The following is a 15970-nucleotide window of genomic DNA, read 5'->3' as shown; positions in this document are numbered from 1 at the left end:
TCACTCCGGTGCTCCGGCGAGAAGGTGGTAGAGGACGGCCATCCGCACGTGCACACCGGTGCGCACCTGCTGCAGGACGGCGGAGTTCGGCGCGTCGGCGACCGCGGGGGCGATCTCCATGCCGCGCACCATCGGGCCCGGGTGCAGCACCACGGCGTGCCCGGCGAGCAGCGCGGCCCGGTCCGCGGAGAGGCCGTAGCCGATCGCGTACTCGCGGGCGGACGGGAAGAAACCGCCGTGCATCCGCTCGGCCTGCACCCGCAGCATCATCACCGCGTCGGCCGCCGGCAGCTCGGCGTCCAGGCCGTGCGCGATCCGGCACGGCCACTGCTCGACCCCGGCGGGCAGCAGCGTCGGCGGCGCCACCAGCACCACCTCGGCGCCCAGCGTGGCCAGCAGCAGCACGTTGGACCGGGCCACCCGCGAGTGCAGGACGTCGCCGACGATCACGATCCGCCGCCCGGCGATCCCGCCGAGCCGGTCCCGCAGCGTCGCCGCGTCGAGCAGCGCCTGGGTGGGGTGCTCGTGCGTGCCGTCCCCGGCGTTCACGATCGCGGTCGGGGTGCCGGTCGCCTCCCGGGACGCGTCCACCCACTGCGCCAGCCGGTGCGCCGCACCGGAGGCCGGGTGCCGGACGACCACGCAGTCGGCGCCCATCGAGGACAGCGTCAGCGCGGTGTCGCGCAGCGACTCGCCCTTCGACACCGACGAGCCGGACGCGGCGACGTTCACCGTGTCCGCGCTCATCCACTTGCCGGCGATCTCGAACGACACCCGGGTGCGGGTGGAGTTCTCGTAGAACATCGTGATGACCGTCCGGCCGCGCAGCGTCGGCAGCTTGCGGACCTCGCGGCCGAGCAGCGCCTGGCGCAGCCGGTCGGCGGTGTCCAGCAGCGCCGTCGCCTCGCTGGCGTCGAGATCGGCGACCGAGAGCAGATGCCTCACGAGGGCACCTCCTGGGTGATCCAGACGCCGTCCCGGGCGTCGATCTCGGTGAGCGAGAGCAGGATCTGCTCCGAGCGCGAGGTCGGCACGTTCTTGCCGACGTAGTCGGCGCGGATCGGCAGCTCACGGTGCCCGCGGTCGACCAGGACGGCGAGCTGGACGATCCGCGGGCGGCCCTCGTCGCGCAGCGCGTCCAGTGCGGCGCGGGTGGTGCGCCCGGACATCAGCACGTCGTCGACGAGCACGACGAGCTTGTCGTCCACCCCGCCATCGGGGACGGCGGTGGACTCCAGCGCGCGGGCCGGGCCGCGGCGCAGGTCGTCGCGGTAGAGGGTGGCGTCCACCGACCCGACCGCGGGGGCGACGCCGGTGAACTCGGCGATCGCCGCGGCCAGCCGGTGCGCCAGGTGGACACCCCGGGTCGGGACGCCGAGCAGGACGAGATCGTCCGGGCTGTCCGGGCCGAAGGCGGTCTTCTCGATGATCTGGTGCGCGATGCGCGCGATGGTGCGGGTGACGTCGGCGGCGCTGAGCAGTTCCCGGCCGGGATCCTGCGCACCGACGTCCCCGCGGCGGTTCTGCGCCACGAGGTGTGCTCCTTCCCCGCCTCACCGGACGGGTCTTAAAGGACGGTGTTGCCGCACCAACCTAGCAACCGGCGCTGGGGCACCGCGGCCCGGCCGCAGCGCGTCACAGGGCGAGCCGGGCCACACCCCCACCACCCGATCGAGGTCACGGTCCGGTGACGATCCGCAGTGGCCGTGGTCGTCCGCGGCGGTCGTCATGCGATACCCGATTCTGCCCATGCGGGGGCCCCGGGAGGTGTGGTCCACCCCGTGCCCCGGCACCCACCGCTACCGCTGACGAGGGACACGGACTGCCCCGTTCGTGTGGGAAACCGCTCGTCAACCCCCCGAGCAGGGGGTCGAACTTGACCGCGCCGGACCCGACCCGGAAGATTACTCTCCGTATCAAACAGGGAACGTGCAGCAGTGTCGCAGGGCGCGCGACGGACACCGGATCCGGACGCGCCACGCGGCACCGGGCTCACCGCCGGAGACCGGGGACCACCCACAGGGGCTACGGCGGGGCGGGGTCCGGCGCACCGCCGGTGACCGACCCGTCCGCCGCCGGCACGCCACCGTCAGGAACGAGGGGATCGATGGGCGACTACGCCAAGGCGCTCGGGGGGAAGCTCCGGGCGATCAGGCAGCAGCAGGGGCTGTCGCTGCACGGCGTCGAGCAGAAGTCCGGCGGACGCTGGAAGGCGGTCGTCGTGGGCTCCTACGAGCGCGGCGACCGTGCGGTCACCGTGCAGAAGCTGGCCGAGCTGGCCGACTTCTACGGGGTGCCGGTGGCCGAACTGCTCCCCGAGGGACGCATCCCGTCCGGCAGCGAGCCGGCCACCAAGATCGTGATCAACCTGGAGCGGCTGCAGCAGCTGCCCGCGGACAAGGTGGGCCCGCTGGCCCGCTACGCGGCGGCCATCCAGAGCCAGCGCGGCGACTACAACGGCAAGGTCCTCTCGATCCGCGCCGAGGACCTCCGCTCGCTGGCGATCATCTACGACATGTCCCCGGGTGAGCTGACCGACCAGCTCATCGAGTGGGGTGTGCTACCTCCCGAGGCACGCCCGGGCGGCCAGGTGGGATGATCGGGTCCGCACCGGTCGCGCCCCAGGGGAAGGGCGGCGCGTCCGGTGTACGGCCCGGCGGTGGCGGCCGGGGGTCTCAGCACAGTCCCCCCGGCCGCCACCGACCGGTACCTCGGATGACGACGGCCCGCACCCCCTCGCGGAGAGGGGATGCGGGCCGTCGTCGTGCGCGGGCCCTACAGCGTGGCGCGCAGGTGCTCGGCGATGTCGGAGATCTGGCCGAGCACGCCGTTGACGTAGCGCGGCGAGTCGTCGGTGGACAGCGTGCGGGCCAGCTCGACGGCCTCGGTGATCGCCACCGGGTCGTCGACGTCGTCCACCCACAGCAGCTCGTAGACGCCGATCCGGAGCAGCCCGCGGTCGACGGCGGGCATCCGGTCGACGCTCCAGCCCTCGGCGTGCTCGGCGATCAGCTGGTCGATCCGCTCCAGGTGGGTGGCGACGCCCTCCACCAGCTTCCCGGCGTACTCCTGCACCGGGGGCGCGTCGTCGGACTCCCGGCGGGCGGCGAGCACCTCCAGCGGCGCCTCGGCGCGCGCCTCGGCCTCGAACAGGATGTCCAGGGCCCGTTTGCGGGCCTTGGTGCGTGCGCGCACCTCAGCTCACGCGGCCGAGGTAGCGGCCGTCCCGGGTGTCGACCTTGACCCGGGTGCCGCTCTCCAGGAACAGCGGCACCTGGATCTCGGCGCCGGTCTCCAGGGTCGCCGGCTTGGTGCCGCCGGTCGAGCGGTCGCCCTGCAGGCCCGGGTCGGTGTGCGAGATGACGAGTTCCACCGAGGTGGGCAGCTCGACGAACAGCGGCTCGCCCTCGTGCAGCGACACCTGGGCGGAGGCGTTCTCCAGCAGGTACCGCGCGGCGTCGCCGACGGCCTTCTCCGAGATCGGGATCTGGTCGAAGGTGTCGCTGTCCATGAACACGAAGTCGGCGCCGTCGCGGTACAGGTAGGTCATGTCGCGGCGGTCCACGGTCGCGGTGTCGACCTTGGTGCCTGCGTTGAACGTCTTGTCGACGACCTTGCCGGACATCACGTTCTTCAGCGTGGTGCGCACGAACGCACCGCCCTTGCCGGGCTTGACGTGCTGGAACGCCGTCACGGTCCACAGCTGGCCCTCGAGGTTCAGCACCAGGCCGTTCTTCAGGTCGTTCGTGGTCGCCACGTGCGCGCTCTCCTGATCGGGTGTCGGGGTCTGGCTGTCGGCACCGGGCGGCGAGTCACGCCGGACGAGCGGTGCGCCGGGCGCACCCACCCACGCGGGCGGTGCGCACCTGACGGACGAGGATACCGGCCGGGGCCACCTGCGAGGATGCCGGGTGGAGCTCGCGGGTGCGCGGGCGGTGCGCGGACGGACGGGGGTGCGGATGACGGTCCGGGTGGTGGTGGCCGACGACCAGGCGGTGGTCCGGGCCGGGCTGCGGACGGTGCTGGCGGCGGCGCCGGACATCGACGTCGTCGGGGAGGCGACCGACGGCGCCGCGGCGGCCGAGCTGGCCGAGTCGCTGCGCCCGGACGTCGTGCTGATGGACGTCCGGATGCCGGGGACCGACGGGATCGAGGGCACCCGGCGGATCCGGGCGCTGCGCGACCCGGCGATCCGGGTGCTGGTGGTCACCACATTCGACCTGGACCGGCACGTCTACGACGCGCTGCGGGCCGGCGCGTCCGGGTTCGTGCTGAAGGACGTCGAGCCGGAGGACCTGCAGGTCGCGGTGCGCACCGTGCACGCAGGCCACGAGCTGTTCGCCCCGTCGGTGACGCGCCGGCTGGTCGGCTCGTTCGTACCGGCCCCGGCGGAGCCGGACACCGGACCCGCCGGGACGCTCACCGAGCGGGAGCGCGAGGTGCTCGCCCTGGTCGCGGCCGGCCTGTCCAACGCCGAGATCGCCGACCGGCTGGTGCTCGGCGGGACGACGGTGAAGACGCACGTGTCGAACCTGCTCGGCAAGCTGGGCCTGCGGGACCGGGTGCAGCTGGTGGTGTTCGCCTACGAGCACGGCCTGATCGGGAACGGCCCCGGGGACACCGGCGGTGGCGCGGGACGTGCGGGTGACCCGGGCAACCGCTGATCCGGAGCCGGTGCCCGGGACCCGGGCCGGCGACCTCGCGCTGGCGGCGCTGGTGCTGCTGCTCGGCGCGCAGGAACTCGTCTCGCTGTTCTCCGGGGATCCGCTGGTCCGCGGGGTGCTGGCCGATCCGGCGGTCGCGGTCGTCGTCGGATCGGTGCTCGCCGCGGCACAGGCTGCGACGATGCTGCTGCGCCGGCAGCGGCCGCGGGGCACCTACCTGCTGATGGCCGCCCTGATGGCCGCGCAGCTCACCCTGGTCGGCGCGTTCGGCGTGTTCGGGTGGGGGTTCCTCGCGTTCGCCGTCGCGCGCTCGCCCGGCCGGGCCGCCGGCTGGCTGGTCCTTCCGCTGCCGGTCGCCCTCGCGATCCCCGCACTCGTCCGTTCCCGGGGGCTGCCGACCTCGCAGGAGATCGGCGAGCAGGTCGGGGCGGTCGTCGGGATGGGACTCAACGCGACGGTGCTGGTGCTGATCGGGGCGGTCACCGGGCGGTGGACGCGGGCCGCGGCCCGGCGGGCCGCCGAGCAGCGCCGGGAGACCGGGCGGCACCGGCGGGCGGCGGCGCTGGACGCCGAGCGGGCCCGGATCGCCGAGGAGATCGGCAGCGGGGTGCTGGCCGGGCTGCACCGGCTGGTCGACCGGGCGGCCCGGTTCGGCGACGCCATGCCCGGGCGGGCCGCGGTGACCGAGACGGAGCTGCGGGAGCTGCGCGGGCAGGCGCGGGCGGTGCTCGCCGCGATGCGCCGGGTGCTGGGGGTACTGCGCTCCCCCGGCGACCCCGGCGACCCCGGCGACCCCGGCGGCCCCGGGGACCCCGGCGGCCCCGGGGACCCCGGGGACTCCGGCGCGACCGGTGGGCTCCGTGGCCGGGTCCCTCCGCTGCCGGACCGGGCCGGGCTGCTCACCCTGGGCGCGTTCCTCGCCGTCGCGGCGTTGCTCGCGACGGTGCCGGCGACGCTGCCCGCCGGGCTGACCGGCGACGACCAGGTCGACCTGTTCCTGGGCCTGCTGCGGCTGCCCCTCACCGATCCGGCCACCGCGCTCGTCGTCGCCGTGCAGTTCGCCGCGATCGCCTGGTGGCGGACCGCCCCGGTGCCCGCCCTGCTGGTGTCGGGTGCCGGATCGTTCGCGGCGGGCGGCCTGGGCGGGGCCAACATGTTCGCCGAGATGGGCTGGAGCCTGCTCGTGTGGGGCGCCGCGACCCGGGCACCGGTGCTCCGCTCCGGGACCGCCACCGTCGTCTCGTCCGCGCTGGTCGCGATCGGCGGGGCGCTGTTCGGCACCTGGGAGCGGCTGGGCTCCGGCACGGCGACGGCGCTGTCGTTCCTCGCCGTCGTCCCGTTGTGGCTGGCCGGGGTGCTGGTCGGCAGGCACCGGCGGGCGACCGAGCAGCTGCGCCGGGAACGCGCCGACGCCGAGGACCGCGACGTCGTCGGCCGGGAACGGCTGCGGATGGCCCGCGAGCTGCACGACGTCGTCGCGCACCACGTGTCCGCGATCGCCGTGCAGGCCGGGGCGGCCCGGATGGCGGCCGACCCGGCGGTGCGGGCCGAGGCGCTCGCGCACATCGCCGAGTCCGGCGGGCGGATCGCCGAGGTGCTGCCGGAACTGGCCGGTTCCACCCCGGACCCGCACGGGCTGGTCCTCGACCCGGACGGCGTCGACCGGCTGCTGGCCCCGTCCCGGGAGGCCGGGCTGCCGGTGCGCGCCGAGGTCACCGGCAGCCCGGCCGAGCCGCCGGGTGACGCCGAGCTGTTCGCCCAGCGGATCGTCACCGAGGCGCTCACCAACGTGCTCCGGCACGCCGGCCGCTCGGCCACCGCGGTGCGGATCGGGCACGGTCCCGCGGAGGTGACCGTCGAGGTCGCCGACGGCGGCCCGGTGCCCGGGCACCGGCCCGAGGACGCCGGTTCCGGCCTGGGGCTGGTCGGCATGCGGGAGCGGGTGGCGCTGCTCGGCGGCGAGCTGTCCGCCGGGCCGGACGGCCCGGGCTGGACGGTCCGGGCCACGCTCCCCCGCGGCCGGCTCGTCCCCGGGGACGAGACCGGCGGGCCGGTGATCTCGTCCCCGGTGCCGACGCGGGCGGACGGCGCCGGGCCCTAGCGTCGGAGGCCACCGACAGCGGTGTGCGAGGGGGGCCACGATGACCGACGACGGGACGACCACGGCGGAGCCGTCCGCCACGGACCAGCCGGCAGGACAGCCGGCGGAGCAGCCGGGTGCCGCCGGCCCGCGGATCGGCGCCGGCCCGCCCGGCCGCCCGGCGCTGGGCTGGACCGAGCTGCTCACCGGCGCCGTGCTGTACCTGGTGTTGAGCATCGCCGGCGGCGCGGCCCTGTTCGTGGGCGGCGGCGGGGTACCCGGGGCGGTGCCGCTGCTGGCGGTCACCGGCGCCGCGACGCTGGTCGCGGCGCTGGCCGTGCTCGCGATGCGGGTCCGGTGGCTGCCCGCGATCGGGTTGCGCCGCACCACCGTCGGCTGGCTGCTGGTGGCCGCCGCGGCCGGGCTGGTCGCGCGCGTGCTGGCCGGCCTGCTCGGCTACGGCTACCAGCAGGTCACCGGGGACATGTCGAACCCGCAGGAGTTCCTCGGTGACGCGCTCGGCGGTGGCGGTCCGCTGGTGTTCGCCGGGGTGCTGCTGACCGGGGCGCTGCTCGTCCCGTTCGCCGAGGAGCTGCTGTTCCGCGGGATCGGGTACGGCGCGCTGCGCCGCTACGGGGTGTGGGTCGCGGTGCCCGCCAGCTCGGCGGTGTTCGCGCTCGCGCACGGGATCAACGTGGTGCTGGTGGTCGCGCTGCTGCTCGGCGTGGTCTGCGCGCTGCTCTACGAGCGGTCCCGCTCGGTGTGGCCCGCGGTCGTCGCGCACGTCGTGTTCAACACCTCCGGGTTCGTCATCGCCGGGCTGTTCCTGGGCGGGGCCGGATCGTGACCCTCGAGATCGACGCGCTGCACAAGCGCTACGGCCGGACCGTCGCGCTCGACGGGGTCTCCTTCGACGTGCGCCCGGGCGAGATCCTCGGCTTCGTCGGCTCCAACGGGGCCGGCAAGACGACGACCATGCGGATCGTGCTCGGCGTGCTCGCCGCCGACGCCGGACAGGTCCGGCTCGCCGGCCGCCCGGTCGACCTGCAGGTGCGCCGGACGATCGGGTACATGCCCGAGGAGCGCGGGCTGTACCCGAAGATGACGGTCGGCGAGCAGCTCGCCTACCTGGCCGAGCTGCACGGCGTCGACCGGCCCGGCGCCCGGCGCGCCGCGGCGCACTGGGTGGACCGCCTCGGCATCGCCGACCGGCTGGGCAGCACGGTGGACGCGCTCAGCCTGGGCAACCAGCAGCGCGTCCAGCTGGCGGCCGCGCTGGTGCACGATCCGGCGGTGCTGGTGCTCGACGAGCCGTTCTCCGGGCTCGATCCGGTCGCCGTCGACGTGATGAGCGAGGTGCTGCGGGAGAAGGCCCGCACCGGCGTGCCGGTGCTCTTCTCCAGCCACCAGCTCGACCTGGTGCAACGGCTCTGCGACCGGGTCGGGATCATCGCGGCCGGCCGGATGCGCACCGTCGGGTCGGTCGGCGAGGTGCGCCGCAGCGGCGGGATCCGGCTGGAGGTGCACGCCCCGGCCGCGCCGCCCGGCTGGGCCGACCGGGTGCCCGGGGTGCGGGTCGAGCACGCCACCGGCGGGCGGACCACGCTGGTCCTCGACGAGCGCGCCGACGACCAGCAGGTGCTCGCCGCGGCGCTCGCCACCGGCCCGGTGCACGGCTTCACCGTGCACGTCCCGTCGCTGAGCGACCTCTACCGCGAGGTGGTGGCCTGATGGACGCCCCGCCCCCGTCCGCCCGCCGCGCGGTGCGGCTGGTCGCGCGCCGCGAGTTCCGCGCCCAGGTGGTCAAGCGCAGCTTCGTCGTCAGCAACCTGATCGTGCTGCTGGTGATCGCCGGCGGGATCATCGCGTTCTCGGTGTTCTCCGGCTCCGGCGAACCGGACCGGTCCACGGTCGGTGTCGTCGGCGACGCACCGCTCGGTGCCGACGTCGCCACCGCCGCCGACCGGGCCGGCGTCCCGGTCGAGATCCGTCCGCTCGGCTCCGCCGACGAGGGCCGGGCCGCCGTCCAGGCCGGCGATCTGGACGTCGCGCTGGTCCCCGGCGACGGCGGCGCCGTCGCCGTCGTCGACTCCGAGCTCCCGTCCGGGCTCGGCGCCGTGCTGGACGCCGCGCTCGCCGGGCAGGCCCGGGACGCCGCCCTGGCCGGGCTGGGCGTCGGCCCGGAGACCCTGGCGCAGCGGACCGGGCCGGCCGTGCTCACCGTCGACGCCCTGGACCCGCCCGATCCGGAGGCGGGCCAGCGGACCGCGCTGAGCGTCGCCGCGCTGTTCCTGATGTTCGGCCAGATCCTCGGCTTCGGCACCTACGTGGCGATGGGCGTCGTCGAGGAGAAGTCCAGCCGGGTCGTGGAGCTGCTGCTGTCCACCATCCGGCCGCTGCACCTGCTCTGGGGCAAGATCATCGGGATCGGCGCGGTGGGGCTGCTGCAGCTCGCGGCCTACGGCGTCGTCGGGCTGGCGGCCGGGCTCGGGACCGGGCTGCTGACGCTGACCGCGACCGCCGTCGGGGTGTTCGCGAGCGTGCTGGGCTGGTTCGTGCTCGGGTTCGCATTCTACGCGGTGCTGTACGCGGCGGCCGGCTCGATGGTGTCCCGGCAGGAGGACATCAACTCCACGACCACACCGCTGATGCTGAGCCTGTTCCTGATGTACGGCGCCGCCTTCTACCACCTGGGCTCACCGGACTCGCCGTTGACGACGGTGCTGGCGTGGATCCCGCCGTTCCCGGCGATCCTGATGCCGCTGCGGATCGCCGACGGATCGGCGACCACCGTCCAGATCGTGACGACGGTGCTGCTGATGCTGGCCTCGACCGCGGCGCTCGGGTGGCTCGCGGCGCGGGTGTTCCACCGCTCGGTGCTGCGGACCGGATCGAGGGTGCCGTGGCGGGAGGCACTCGGGCGGGCCGCGGACTGACCCGCCCGGGTGCCCGGCTCAGCCGCAGATCAGCTCGTCGGCGGTGGGGGCCTCCTCGACCACCCCGTACTGCGTCATGAAGCCCATCTGCTCGTCGATCGCCGCCCGGTCCAGCTCGGAGGTGAACACCGGCAGCCGCATCCGCTCGGCGAGCTCGGCCGGGATCTGGGTGAAGGTCGGGATGGTGGCGCGGACGGCGTCCGGGTTGTCCCGGGCGTGGTCGAGCGAGCGCTCCATCGCCCGGGTGAACCGCTCGACGGTGTCCGGCTCACCCTGCACGAACTGGCGGCTCGCCGCGTAGGCGCCGTTCGGGTACTCCGGTGCCAGCGCCGACTGCGGTGCGAACACCACCTCGCCGCCCTGGTCGAGCACGGTCGTCACGAACGGCTCCGCGGTGTACGCCGCCGCGACCCGGCCGCCGGCGATCGCCGCGGGCACCTCGGGGAACGGCACCTCGATGAACTCGACGGACGCCGGATCGACGCCCTCCCGGTCGAGTGCGGCGCGGATCAGCACCTCGGCGACGCCGCCGAGCGCATTGATCCCGACCGGGCTCCCGACGAGGTCCTGCGGGGAGGAGATGGTGTTGCCGGGCCCGGCGACCATGACCTGCCAGTCGTCCTCGGCCGTGGTGCCGGTGGCGTCGCTCGCGGTGAGCACGCACACCGGGACGTTGCGACCGGCCGCGACGCCGGCCGAGATGTAGCCGACGAAGCCGACGTCGTAGTCGCCGGAGACCAGCCCGGTCACGATCTCGTTGCCGCCCTGCAGCACCGTCGGCTCGATCTGCAGGCCCTCCTCGGCGAAGAAGCCCTGCTCCATCCCGAGGTACATCCCGGCCGCGTTGGCGATGGGCAGGGTGCCGACCCGGACGGTCGTCGGGCCCTCCCCGTCCCCGTCGGCACTTCCGCCGCAGCCGGTCGCGACGAGCGCGACCACTGCGGCGAGTGCGGCGACCGCGCGGACGCGGGCGCCTCTCCGGCGTGGCTCTCCCATGATCACTCTCTTCCGGTCAGGCGGACGTCGGTTCGGGGCTGGTGGGGCGTTTGATCGAGCGCCAGACGTGGCCGCGCAGCCGGGTGAACTCGGCCAGCTCCTTGGTGCCGACCTGGTCGCGCGGGCGGGGCAGGCCGACGTCGACGATCTCGGCGACCTCGGTCGGCGACGGGGTCAGCACGACGACCCGGTCGCTGAGGTAGACGGCCTCGTCGATGTCGTGGGTCACCAGCAGCACGGTGATGCCGTAGCGGGCCCGCAGGTCGAGGACGAGATCCTCCAGGTCGGCCCGGGTCTGCGCGTCCACCGAGGCGAACGGCTCGTCCATCAGCAGGATCTCCGGCTGATAGGCGAGCGCCCTGGCGATCGCCACCCGCTGCTGCATGCCGCCGGAGAGCTGCCACGGGTACTTCGGGCCCGCACCGGCCAGACCGACCGAGCCGAGCGTGTCGGCGACCAGGTCGGCGAGCGCGTCGGCGGCGAGCCTGCGGTGCCTGAGCGGGAACGCGACGTTCTGCTCGACCGTCATCCACGGGTAGAGCGAGCGCGAGTAGTCCTGGAAGACCAGCGCCATCTTCTCCGGCGGGCCGTCCACCGGCTCGCCGTCCAGGGTGATCGTGCCGCCGGTCTGCGGCAGCAGCCCGGCGACGCACTTGAGCAGGGTGGTCTTGCCCGCGCCGGACGGGCCGACGATCGTCACGAGCTCCTGCTCGGTCACCGCGAAGGACACGTCGCCGACCGCCTCGAACGCCGATCGGGTGCCCTCGCCGTAGACCATCCGCAGGTGTTCGACGTGCAGCATGGAGATGCCTCCCGGGAGGTCAGGCCGAGCCGGCCCGCGCGCCGCGGTGCCACCGCAGCGCGCGCCGCTCGACGAGCAGGAACAGGCCGTTGAGGGCATAGCCGAGCAGGGCGAGCAGGAAGATCCCGGACCACATCTCGGTGATCGCGTAGGTGCGCTGGGACTGCAGCACGAAGTAGCCGATGCCCTCGGTGCTGGCGACCATCTCCGAGACCACCATCATGATCACGGCGATGGACAGGCTGACCCGGGCACCGGCGAAGATCTGCGGCGACGCGGAGGGCAGCACGACCCGGCGCAGGTACTCGCCGCGCGGGATCCGGTAGCTGCGCGCCGTCTCGCGCAGTGTGGGATCGACCCCGGCGACGCCGTCGACGGTGTTCAGCAGGATCGGCCAGAAGCAGACGAACGCGATCAGCGCGACCTTCATCGTGGAGCCGACGCCGAGCACCAGGATCCCGGCCGGGATCAGCACCGGCGGCGGGACCGCCCGCAGGAACTGCACGACCGGATCGCACATCCGCCGCGCGGTGTCGGACAGGCCCAGCGCCACCCCGGTCCCGACCGCCGCGACGACCGCGATCAGGTAGCCGGCGAACAGCCGGGACAGGCTGGGGACGACGTCGCTGCCGACCCGGTCGAACAGCCAGGTGTCGCCGAACGCCCGCAGGATGTCGGTCAGCGGCGGGAAGTAGAACGACTCGCTGCCCAGGGACGCCACCGCCCAGGCCACCAGCAGCAGCACCGGGACGGTCACCTCGAGCCCCAGCCCGAGCGTCCGCGTCGAACGGGTCGGCGCGCTCATCGGTTCTGCTCGCGGTGCGACGGGTGCCAGACCAGCAGCCGGGCCTCGATCCGGGCCAGCCCGGCGTTGAGCCCCCAGCCGATCAGCCCGGTCACGATGATCAGGGCGTACATGGTGTCCACGGCGGCGCTCTGCCGGGCGATGTTGATCTCCTGGCCGAGCCCGGGTGCGCCCAGCACCAGCTCGGCGGTGACGACCAGGATCAGTGCCACCGCCGAGGAGATCCGCACCCCGGTGACGACGTAGGGCAGCGCGCTGGGGAGGGTCACCCGCAGCAGCCGCTCCCGGCTGGACACCCCGAACGAGCGCGCGGTCTCGGTGGCCACCGGATCGACGTCGCGCACCCCGTAGAGGGTCTGCAGCAGGATCGGCCAGGTGGCCGCCCAGGCGGCGAGGAAGACCTTGCTCTCCAGCCCGGCGCCGAACACCAGCACGGCGAGCGGGATCAGCGCGACCGACGGGATCGGGCGGAGGAACTCCACGATCGAGCGGCTGGCCATGAACAGCAGGAACACCGAGCCGATCAGGATGCCCAGCGGGAGCGCGAGCACCAGCGCGAGCCCGAGGCCCAGCGCCCAGCCCTGCAGGGTCTGGGCGACCGGGATCCAGAGCCCGGCGCCGTCGCCGAGCAGCCCGCCCAGTGCCGCGAACATCGCCGACGCGGGCGGCAGGAACCGGTCGTCGACGAGACCGGCGCGCGGGGCGAGCTCGAAGATCCCGATCGCGACGGCGACCCCGGCGAGCGGGAGCAGCCGGCGGCCGGGCGCGGATCCGGTGGGTCGGGCGGGGGGCGGGTCGGTGTCGCTGCTCTCCGGCGCTGCGGTGGGCCGGGCCGCGGCTCGTGCCACGCTGCTCCTTCTGCGGGTCGCGGCCGCGGTCGGCGGCCTCGTCCGGTCACGGCGCCGTCCGGGCCACCCCCGCTCCGCACCGTTCGGGTCCGCCCGGCCGGGCCGCGGCGGCTGACATGATCGGACCCTACGAGCGGCGCGCGCAGACCCGCGCCGGACGGTTGACGGCACGACGGCGGCGGCCCGTCACGGCCCGGCCGGGACGGATGACGTAGATCGGCGGCGCGGCGCGGCCAGGCCGGACCCGGTGTCAGACCTCGACAAGCTCGCGCGGCAGCGAGGTCAGTGGCTCGGCCGGGCGGCCCGCGACGACGTGCAGCACGTCCTCGATCCGGACGCCGCCGCGGCCGTCCAGGTAGACCCCCGGCTCCACGGTGACCAGCGTGCCCGCCGGGACCGTCCCGAGCCCGGTCCAGGTCAGCCACGGCGGTTCGTGCACGGCCAGGCCGATGCCGTGCCCGAGGCCGTGCGGGAACTCCTCGGCATGCCCGGCGTCGGCGACGACCTCGCGGGCGGCGCCGTCGACGTCGGTGACGACGGCGCCGTCGGCCAGCGCGGCCCGCCCGGCGGTAGCGGCCGCGTCGACCAGCGCGTGCAGCTCGCGCTGCCATCCGGCGGCCGGGCCGAGGCAGAAGGTGCGGGTGGTGTCGGAGTGGTAGCCGTCCAGCGCCGCCCCGAAGTCGATCTTCACAAGGTCGCCACGGCGCAGCTCGGCGGCGGTCGGCCGGTGGTGCGGGACCGCCGAGTTCGGCCCGGCGGCGAGGATCGTCGCGAACGCCGGCCCGTCCGCCCCGAGCCGGCGCATCCGGTCCTCCAGGTCCGCCGCCACCTCCCGCTCGGTCCGGCCCGGGGCCAGCCCGCCCGCGTCGAGCAGCCCGCGCAGCGCGGCGTCGGCCAGCTCGCAGGCCCGCCGGACGGCGTCCACCTCGGCGGCGTCCTTGACCGCGCGCAGCCCGCCGACCAGGCCCGGGGCGCGGAGCAGCCGGCGGCCGGGCGCCGCGTCCCGCACGGCGGCCAGACCGTCGACGGTCAACACGGCGGAGTCGTAGCCCAGGGTCGCGCCGGCGGGCACCCGGGCGGCCGCCGCCGGAGCGCTCGGCCGGTCGATCACCAGCTCCAGGTCCGGGCTCTGCGCACCGGCCTGGGCCCGGTAGCGGCCGTCGGTGCACAGCAGGTCCCCTGCCGGATCGGCGGCGATCACGGCGGCGGCGTTCGAGCCGGTGAACCCGGTCAGGTACCGGACGTCGAGCAGGTCGGTGACCAGCAGCGCGTCCAGCCCGGCGGCGCGCAGGAGGGTGCGGAGGCGGTCGCGCCGGTCGGGGTGGCTCATGCGCCCGACCCTATGTCCTAGGGTCACGCGCATGGGCCTGTACTTCCGCCAGCTGCTCTCCGGCCAGGACTACGCCGTCGGCGACCCGGTGGCCACCCAGATGGTCAACTTCTCGTACCTGATCGGGGACCGGGAGTCCGGGGAGGCCGTCGTCGTCGATCCGGCGTACTCCCCCGACGACCTGCTCGCCACGCTCGACGCCGACGGCATGCGGCTCACCGGGGTGCTGGCCACCCACCACCATCCCGACCACGTCGGCGGATCGATGATGGGCTTCGACCTGGTCGGGCTGGCCGAGCTGCTCGGCAGGCACCCGGTTCCGGTGCACGTGCAGCGGGCCGAGGCCGACTACGTGACCCGGGTGACCGGCCTGTCCGCGACCGATCTCACCCCGCACGACCACGACGACGTGCTGGAGATCGGCGCGCTGCGGATCCGGCTGCTGCACACCCCGGGACACACCCCGGGCAGCCAGTGCTTCCTGGTGCAGAACCCGGACGGGGACCGGCTCGTCGCCGGGGACACCCTGTTCCTGCAGGGCTGCGGGCGCACCGACTTCCCGGGCGGCGACGCCGCGCAGATGTACCACTCGCTGCAGCAGCTGGCGTCGCTGAAGGGCAACCCGACCGTCTATCCCGGGCACCGCTACACCGACGCGCCCAGCGCACCGCTCGACGACGTGCAGCGCACCAACATGGTGTACCGGGCGACGTCGGCGGAGCAGTTCGTGGCGGCCTTCGGCGGCTGAGCGCCTACCGGTCCCGCCGCGTCCCGACCCCGCTGCCGGCTGGGCTGCCGCACCGCGGGAAGCCGGAACTGCGCGGACAGCGCCTCCCGCAGGTACGACGTCCAGGTGGTGCCCGCCCACAGCGCGCCGAGCGCGCCGATCCCGACCAGCGAGCCGCGCTGCTCGGCCGCCGCCGCCAGCACCGGCTCGATCGCCGCCATCAGCCCGGGCGGGAACGCCATCTCGACGGCGACCACCAGGTCCTCCGGTGACGTCGCCCGCCAGAACACCAGAACACCGACCGCGACGAACAGCACCATCGCCAGCGGGACGGCCGCGATCACCGTGTAGAACGCGACCGCGGCGGACAGGTGGTTGCCCCGCTGCAACCGGTAACGGTCGACGGCGCGGCCCGCATGCCCGATCAGCGGCGACCGCTCGGGGAGGCGGCGCAGGCGCGCGATCGGATCCCGGATGTCCGCTCGCACCGGGCCATCCTCCACGACGCACCCCGGGCACCCGGCGAACAGGGCCGTAAGTCCGTTACCGGGGGCGGCCGCCGGGCGCTAGAAGATCACCATGCCCGAGGACGCCCCGCTCCCCCGCACCGTCACCCTGCTGGTCGGGGCGGCCGCGGCCGTCGTGGCGGCCGCCGGGCTGTACGCCGCCGCCTGGCTGGTCGGGCCGGTGTTCCTGGCGCTGGTCGTGGTGATCGTGGTGCATCCGCTGCACGGCAGGCTGCGCCGCGCCGGGGTGCCCGGGTGGATCGCCACCACCATGCT

General features: G+C 74.8%; 18 protein-coding genes. 7 read left to right on the top strand and 11 right to left on the bottom strand.

What is annotated here, in order from left to right; all coding sequences use genetic code 11:
• Complete coding sequence (locus tag ABZ881_RS16690) at positions 1–945, bottom strand: aspartate carbamoyltransferase catalytic subunit (RefSeq protein WP_358485428.1); 945 nt, start codon at positions 943–945, stop codon at positions 1–3.
• On the bottom strand, positions 942–1532 hold the full coding sequence (gene pyrR, locus ABZ881_RS16685; protein ID WP_358485426.1) for a bifunctional pyr operon transcriptional regulator/uracil phosphoribosyltransferase PyrR: 591 nt from the start codon (positions 1530–1532) through the stop codon (positions 942–944). The genes ABZ881_RS16690 and pyrR overlap by 4 nt, the downstream gene beginning before the upstream one ends.
• Before the next feature lie 575 nt (positions 1533–2107).
• On the opposite strand from pyrR, the gene ABZ881_RS16680 reads away from it, so the two are divergent.
• Complete coding sequence (locus ABZ881_RS16680; protein ID WP_344028325.1) at positions 2108–2599, top strand: transcriptional regulator; 492 nt, start codon at positions 2108–2110, stop codon at positions 2597–2599.
• Positions 2600–2775: 176 nt separating this feature from the next.
• Here the strand turns inward: ABZ881_RS16680 and nusB are convergent, their stop codons facing one another.
• Both nusB and efp read right to left on the bottom strand, forming a co-directional pair.
• Positions 2776–3195: a transcription antitermination factor NusB gene (gene nusB, locus ABZ881_RS16675; RefSeq protein ID WP_358485424.1), complete on the bottom strand. Its 420-nt coding sequence runs from the start codon at positions 3193–3195 to the stop codon at positions 2776–2778.
• Between the two features lies 1 nt (position 3196).
• Positions 3197–3757, bottom strand: a complete 561-nt coding sequence (efp, locus tag ABZ881_RS16670) for an elongation factor P (RefSeq protein ID WP_344028320.1) — start codon at positions 3755–3757, stop codon at positions 3197–3199.
• 202 nt (positions 3758–3959) lie between these two features.
• Here efp and ABZ881_RS16665 point away from each other — a divergent pair, with 202 nt between their 5' ends.
• The 5 genes from ABZ881_RS16665 to ABZ881_RS16645 are packed head-to-tail and all read left to right on the top strand — an operon-like array spanning position 3960 to position 9680.
• Positions 3960–4664 (top strand): response regulator transcription factor, encoded by a 705-nt coding sequence (locus ABZ881_RS16665; RefSeq protein WP_358485544.1) that lies wholly within the window; start codon positions 3960–3962, stop codon positions 4662–4664.
• On the top strand, positions 4645–6765 hold the full coding sequence (locus ABZ881_RS16660; RefSeq protein WP_358485422.1) for a histidine kinase: 2121 nt from the start codon (positions 4645–4647) through the stop codon (positions 6763–6765). The genes ABZ881_RS16665 and ABZ881_RS16660 overlap by 20 nt, the downstream gene beginning before the upstream one ends.
• Before the next feature lie 40 nt (positions 6766–6805).
• On the top strand, positions 6806–7591 hold the full coding sequence (locus ABZ881_RS16655; protein ID WP_358485420.1) for a type II CAAX endopeptidase family protein: 786 nt from the start codon (positions 6806–6808) through the stop codon (positions 7589–7591).
• On the top strand, positions 7585–8475 hold the full coding sequence (locus tag ABZ881_RS16650) for an ATP-binding cassette domain-containing protein (protein WP_358485542.1): 891 nt from the start codon (positions 7585–7587) through the stop codon (positions 8473–8475). The genes ABZ881_RS16655 and ABZ881_RS16650 overlap by 7 nt, the downstream gene beginning before the upstream one ends.
• The gene (locus ABZ881_RS16645) at positions 8475–9680 is read left to right on the top strand and encodes an ABC transporter permease (protein ID WP_358485418.1); all 1206 of its coding nucleotides are present in this window, start codon (positions 8475–8477) and stop codon (positions 9678–9680) included. The genes ABZ881_RS16650 and ABZ881_RS16645 overlap by 1 nt, the downstream gene beginning before the upstream one ends.
• Before the next feature lie 18 nt (positions 9681–9698).
• Here the strand turns inward: ABZ881_RS16645 and ABZ881_RS16640 are convergent, their stop codons facing one another.
• The 5 genes from ABZ881_RS16640 to ABZ881_RS16620 form a co-directional block, all read right to left on the bottom strand.
• Positions 9699–10676, bottom strand: a complete 978-nt coding sequence (locus ABZ881_RS16640) for an ABC transporter substrate-binding protein (protein ID WP_358485417.1) — start codon at positions 10674–10676, stop codon at positions 9699–9701.
• Between the two features lie 16 nt (positions 10677–10692).
• A complete protein-coding gene (locus ABZ881_RS16635) occupies positions 10693–11478 on the bottom strand; it encodes an ABC transporter ATP-binding protein (protein WP_344028308.1) in 786 nt (261 codons plus the stop codon).
• Between the two features lie 19 nt (positions 11479–11497).
• Entirely contained in the window at positions 11498–12283 is a 786-nt protein-coding gene (locus tag ABZ881_RS16630) for an ABC transporter permease (RefSeq protein ID WP_344028305.1), read from the bottom strand.
• The gene (locus tag ABZ881_RS16625; protein ID WP_358485414.1) at positions 12280–13131 is read right to left on the bottom strand and encodes an ABC transporter permease; all 852 of its coding nucleotides are present in this window, start codon (positions 13129–13131) and stop codon (positions 12280–12282) included. The genes ABZ881_RS16630 and ABZ881_RS16625 overlap by 4 nt, the downstream gene beginning before the upstream one ends.
• Positions 13132–13381: 250 nt before the next feature.
• Positions 13382–14461: an aminopeptidase P family protein gene (locus ABZ881_RS16620; RefSeq protein ID WP_358485412.1), complete on the bottom strand. Its 1080-nt coding sequence runs from the start codon at positions 14459–14461 to the stop codon at positions 13382–13384.
• 31 nt (positions 14462–14492) lie between these two features.
• On the opposite strand from ABZ881_RS16620, the gene ABZ881_RS16615 reads away from it, so the two are divergent.
• Entirely contained in the window at positions 14493–15209 is a 717-nt protein-coding gene (locus tag ABZ881_RS16615; protein WP_358485410.1) for an MBL fold metallo-hydrolase, read from the top strand.
• Here ABZ881_RS16615 and ABZ881_RS16610 read toward each other — a convergent pair.
• Positions 15107–15676, bottom strand: a complete 570-nt coding sequence (locus tag ABZ881_RS16610) for a YhjD/YihY/BrkB family envelope integrity protein (protein WP_358485409.1) — start codon at positions 15674–15676, stop codon at positions 15107–15109. The genes ABZ881_RS16615 and ABZ881_RS16610 overlap by 103 nt on opposite strands.
• A gap of 78 nt (positions 15677–15754) precedes the next feature.
• Positions 15755–15961: a hypothetical protein gene (locus ABZ881_RS16605; protein ID WP_358485407.1), complete on the bottom strand. Its 207-nt coding sequence runs from the start codon at positions 15959–15961 to the stop codon at positions 15755–15757.
• Positions 15962–15970: the final 9 nt, after the last annotated feature.

Origin of the sequence: Pseudonocardia sp. NPDC046786 (assembly GCF_040645415.1) — a bacterium.
Taxonomy (GTDB): Bacteria; Actinomycetota; Actinomycetes; order Mycobacteriales; family Pseudonocardiaceae; genus Pseudonocardia; species Pseudonocardia kongjuensis.
The sequence above is the reverse complement of the archived record's forward strand: the minus strand, read 5'-3'. Positions and strand labels throughout refer to the sequence as shown.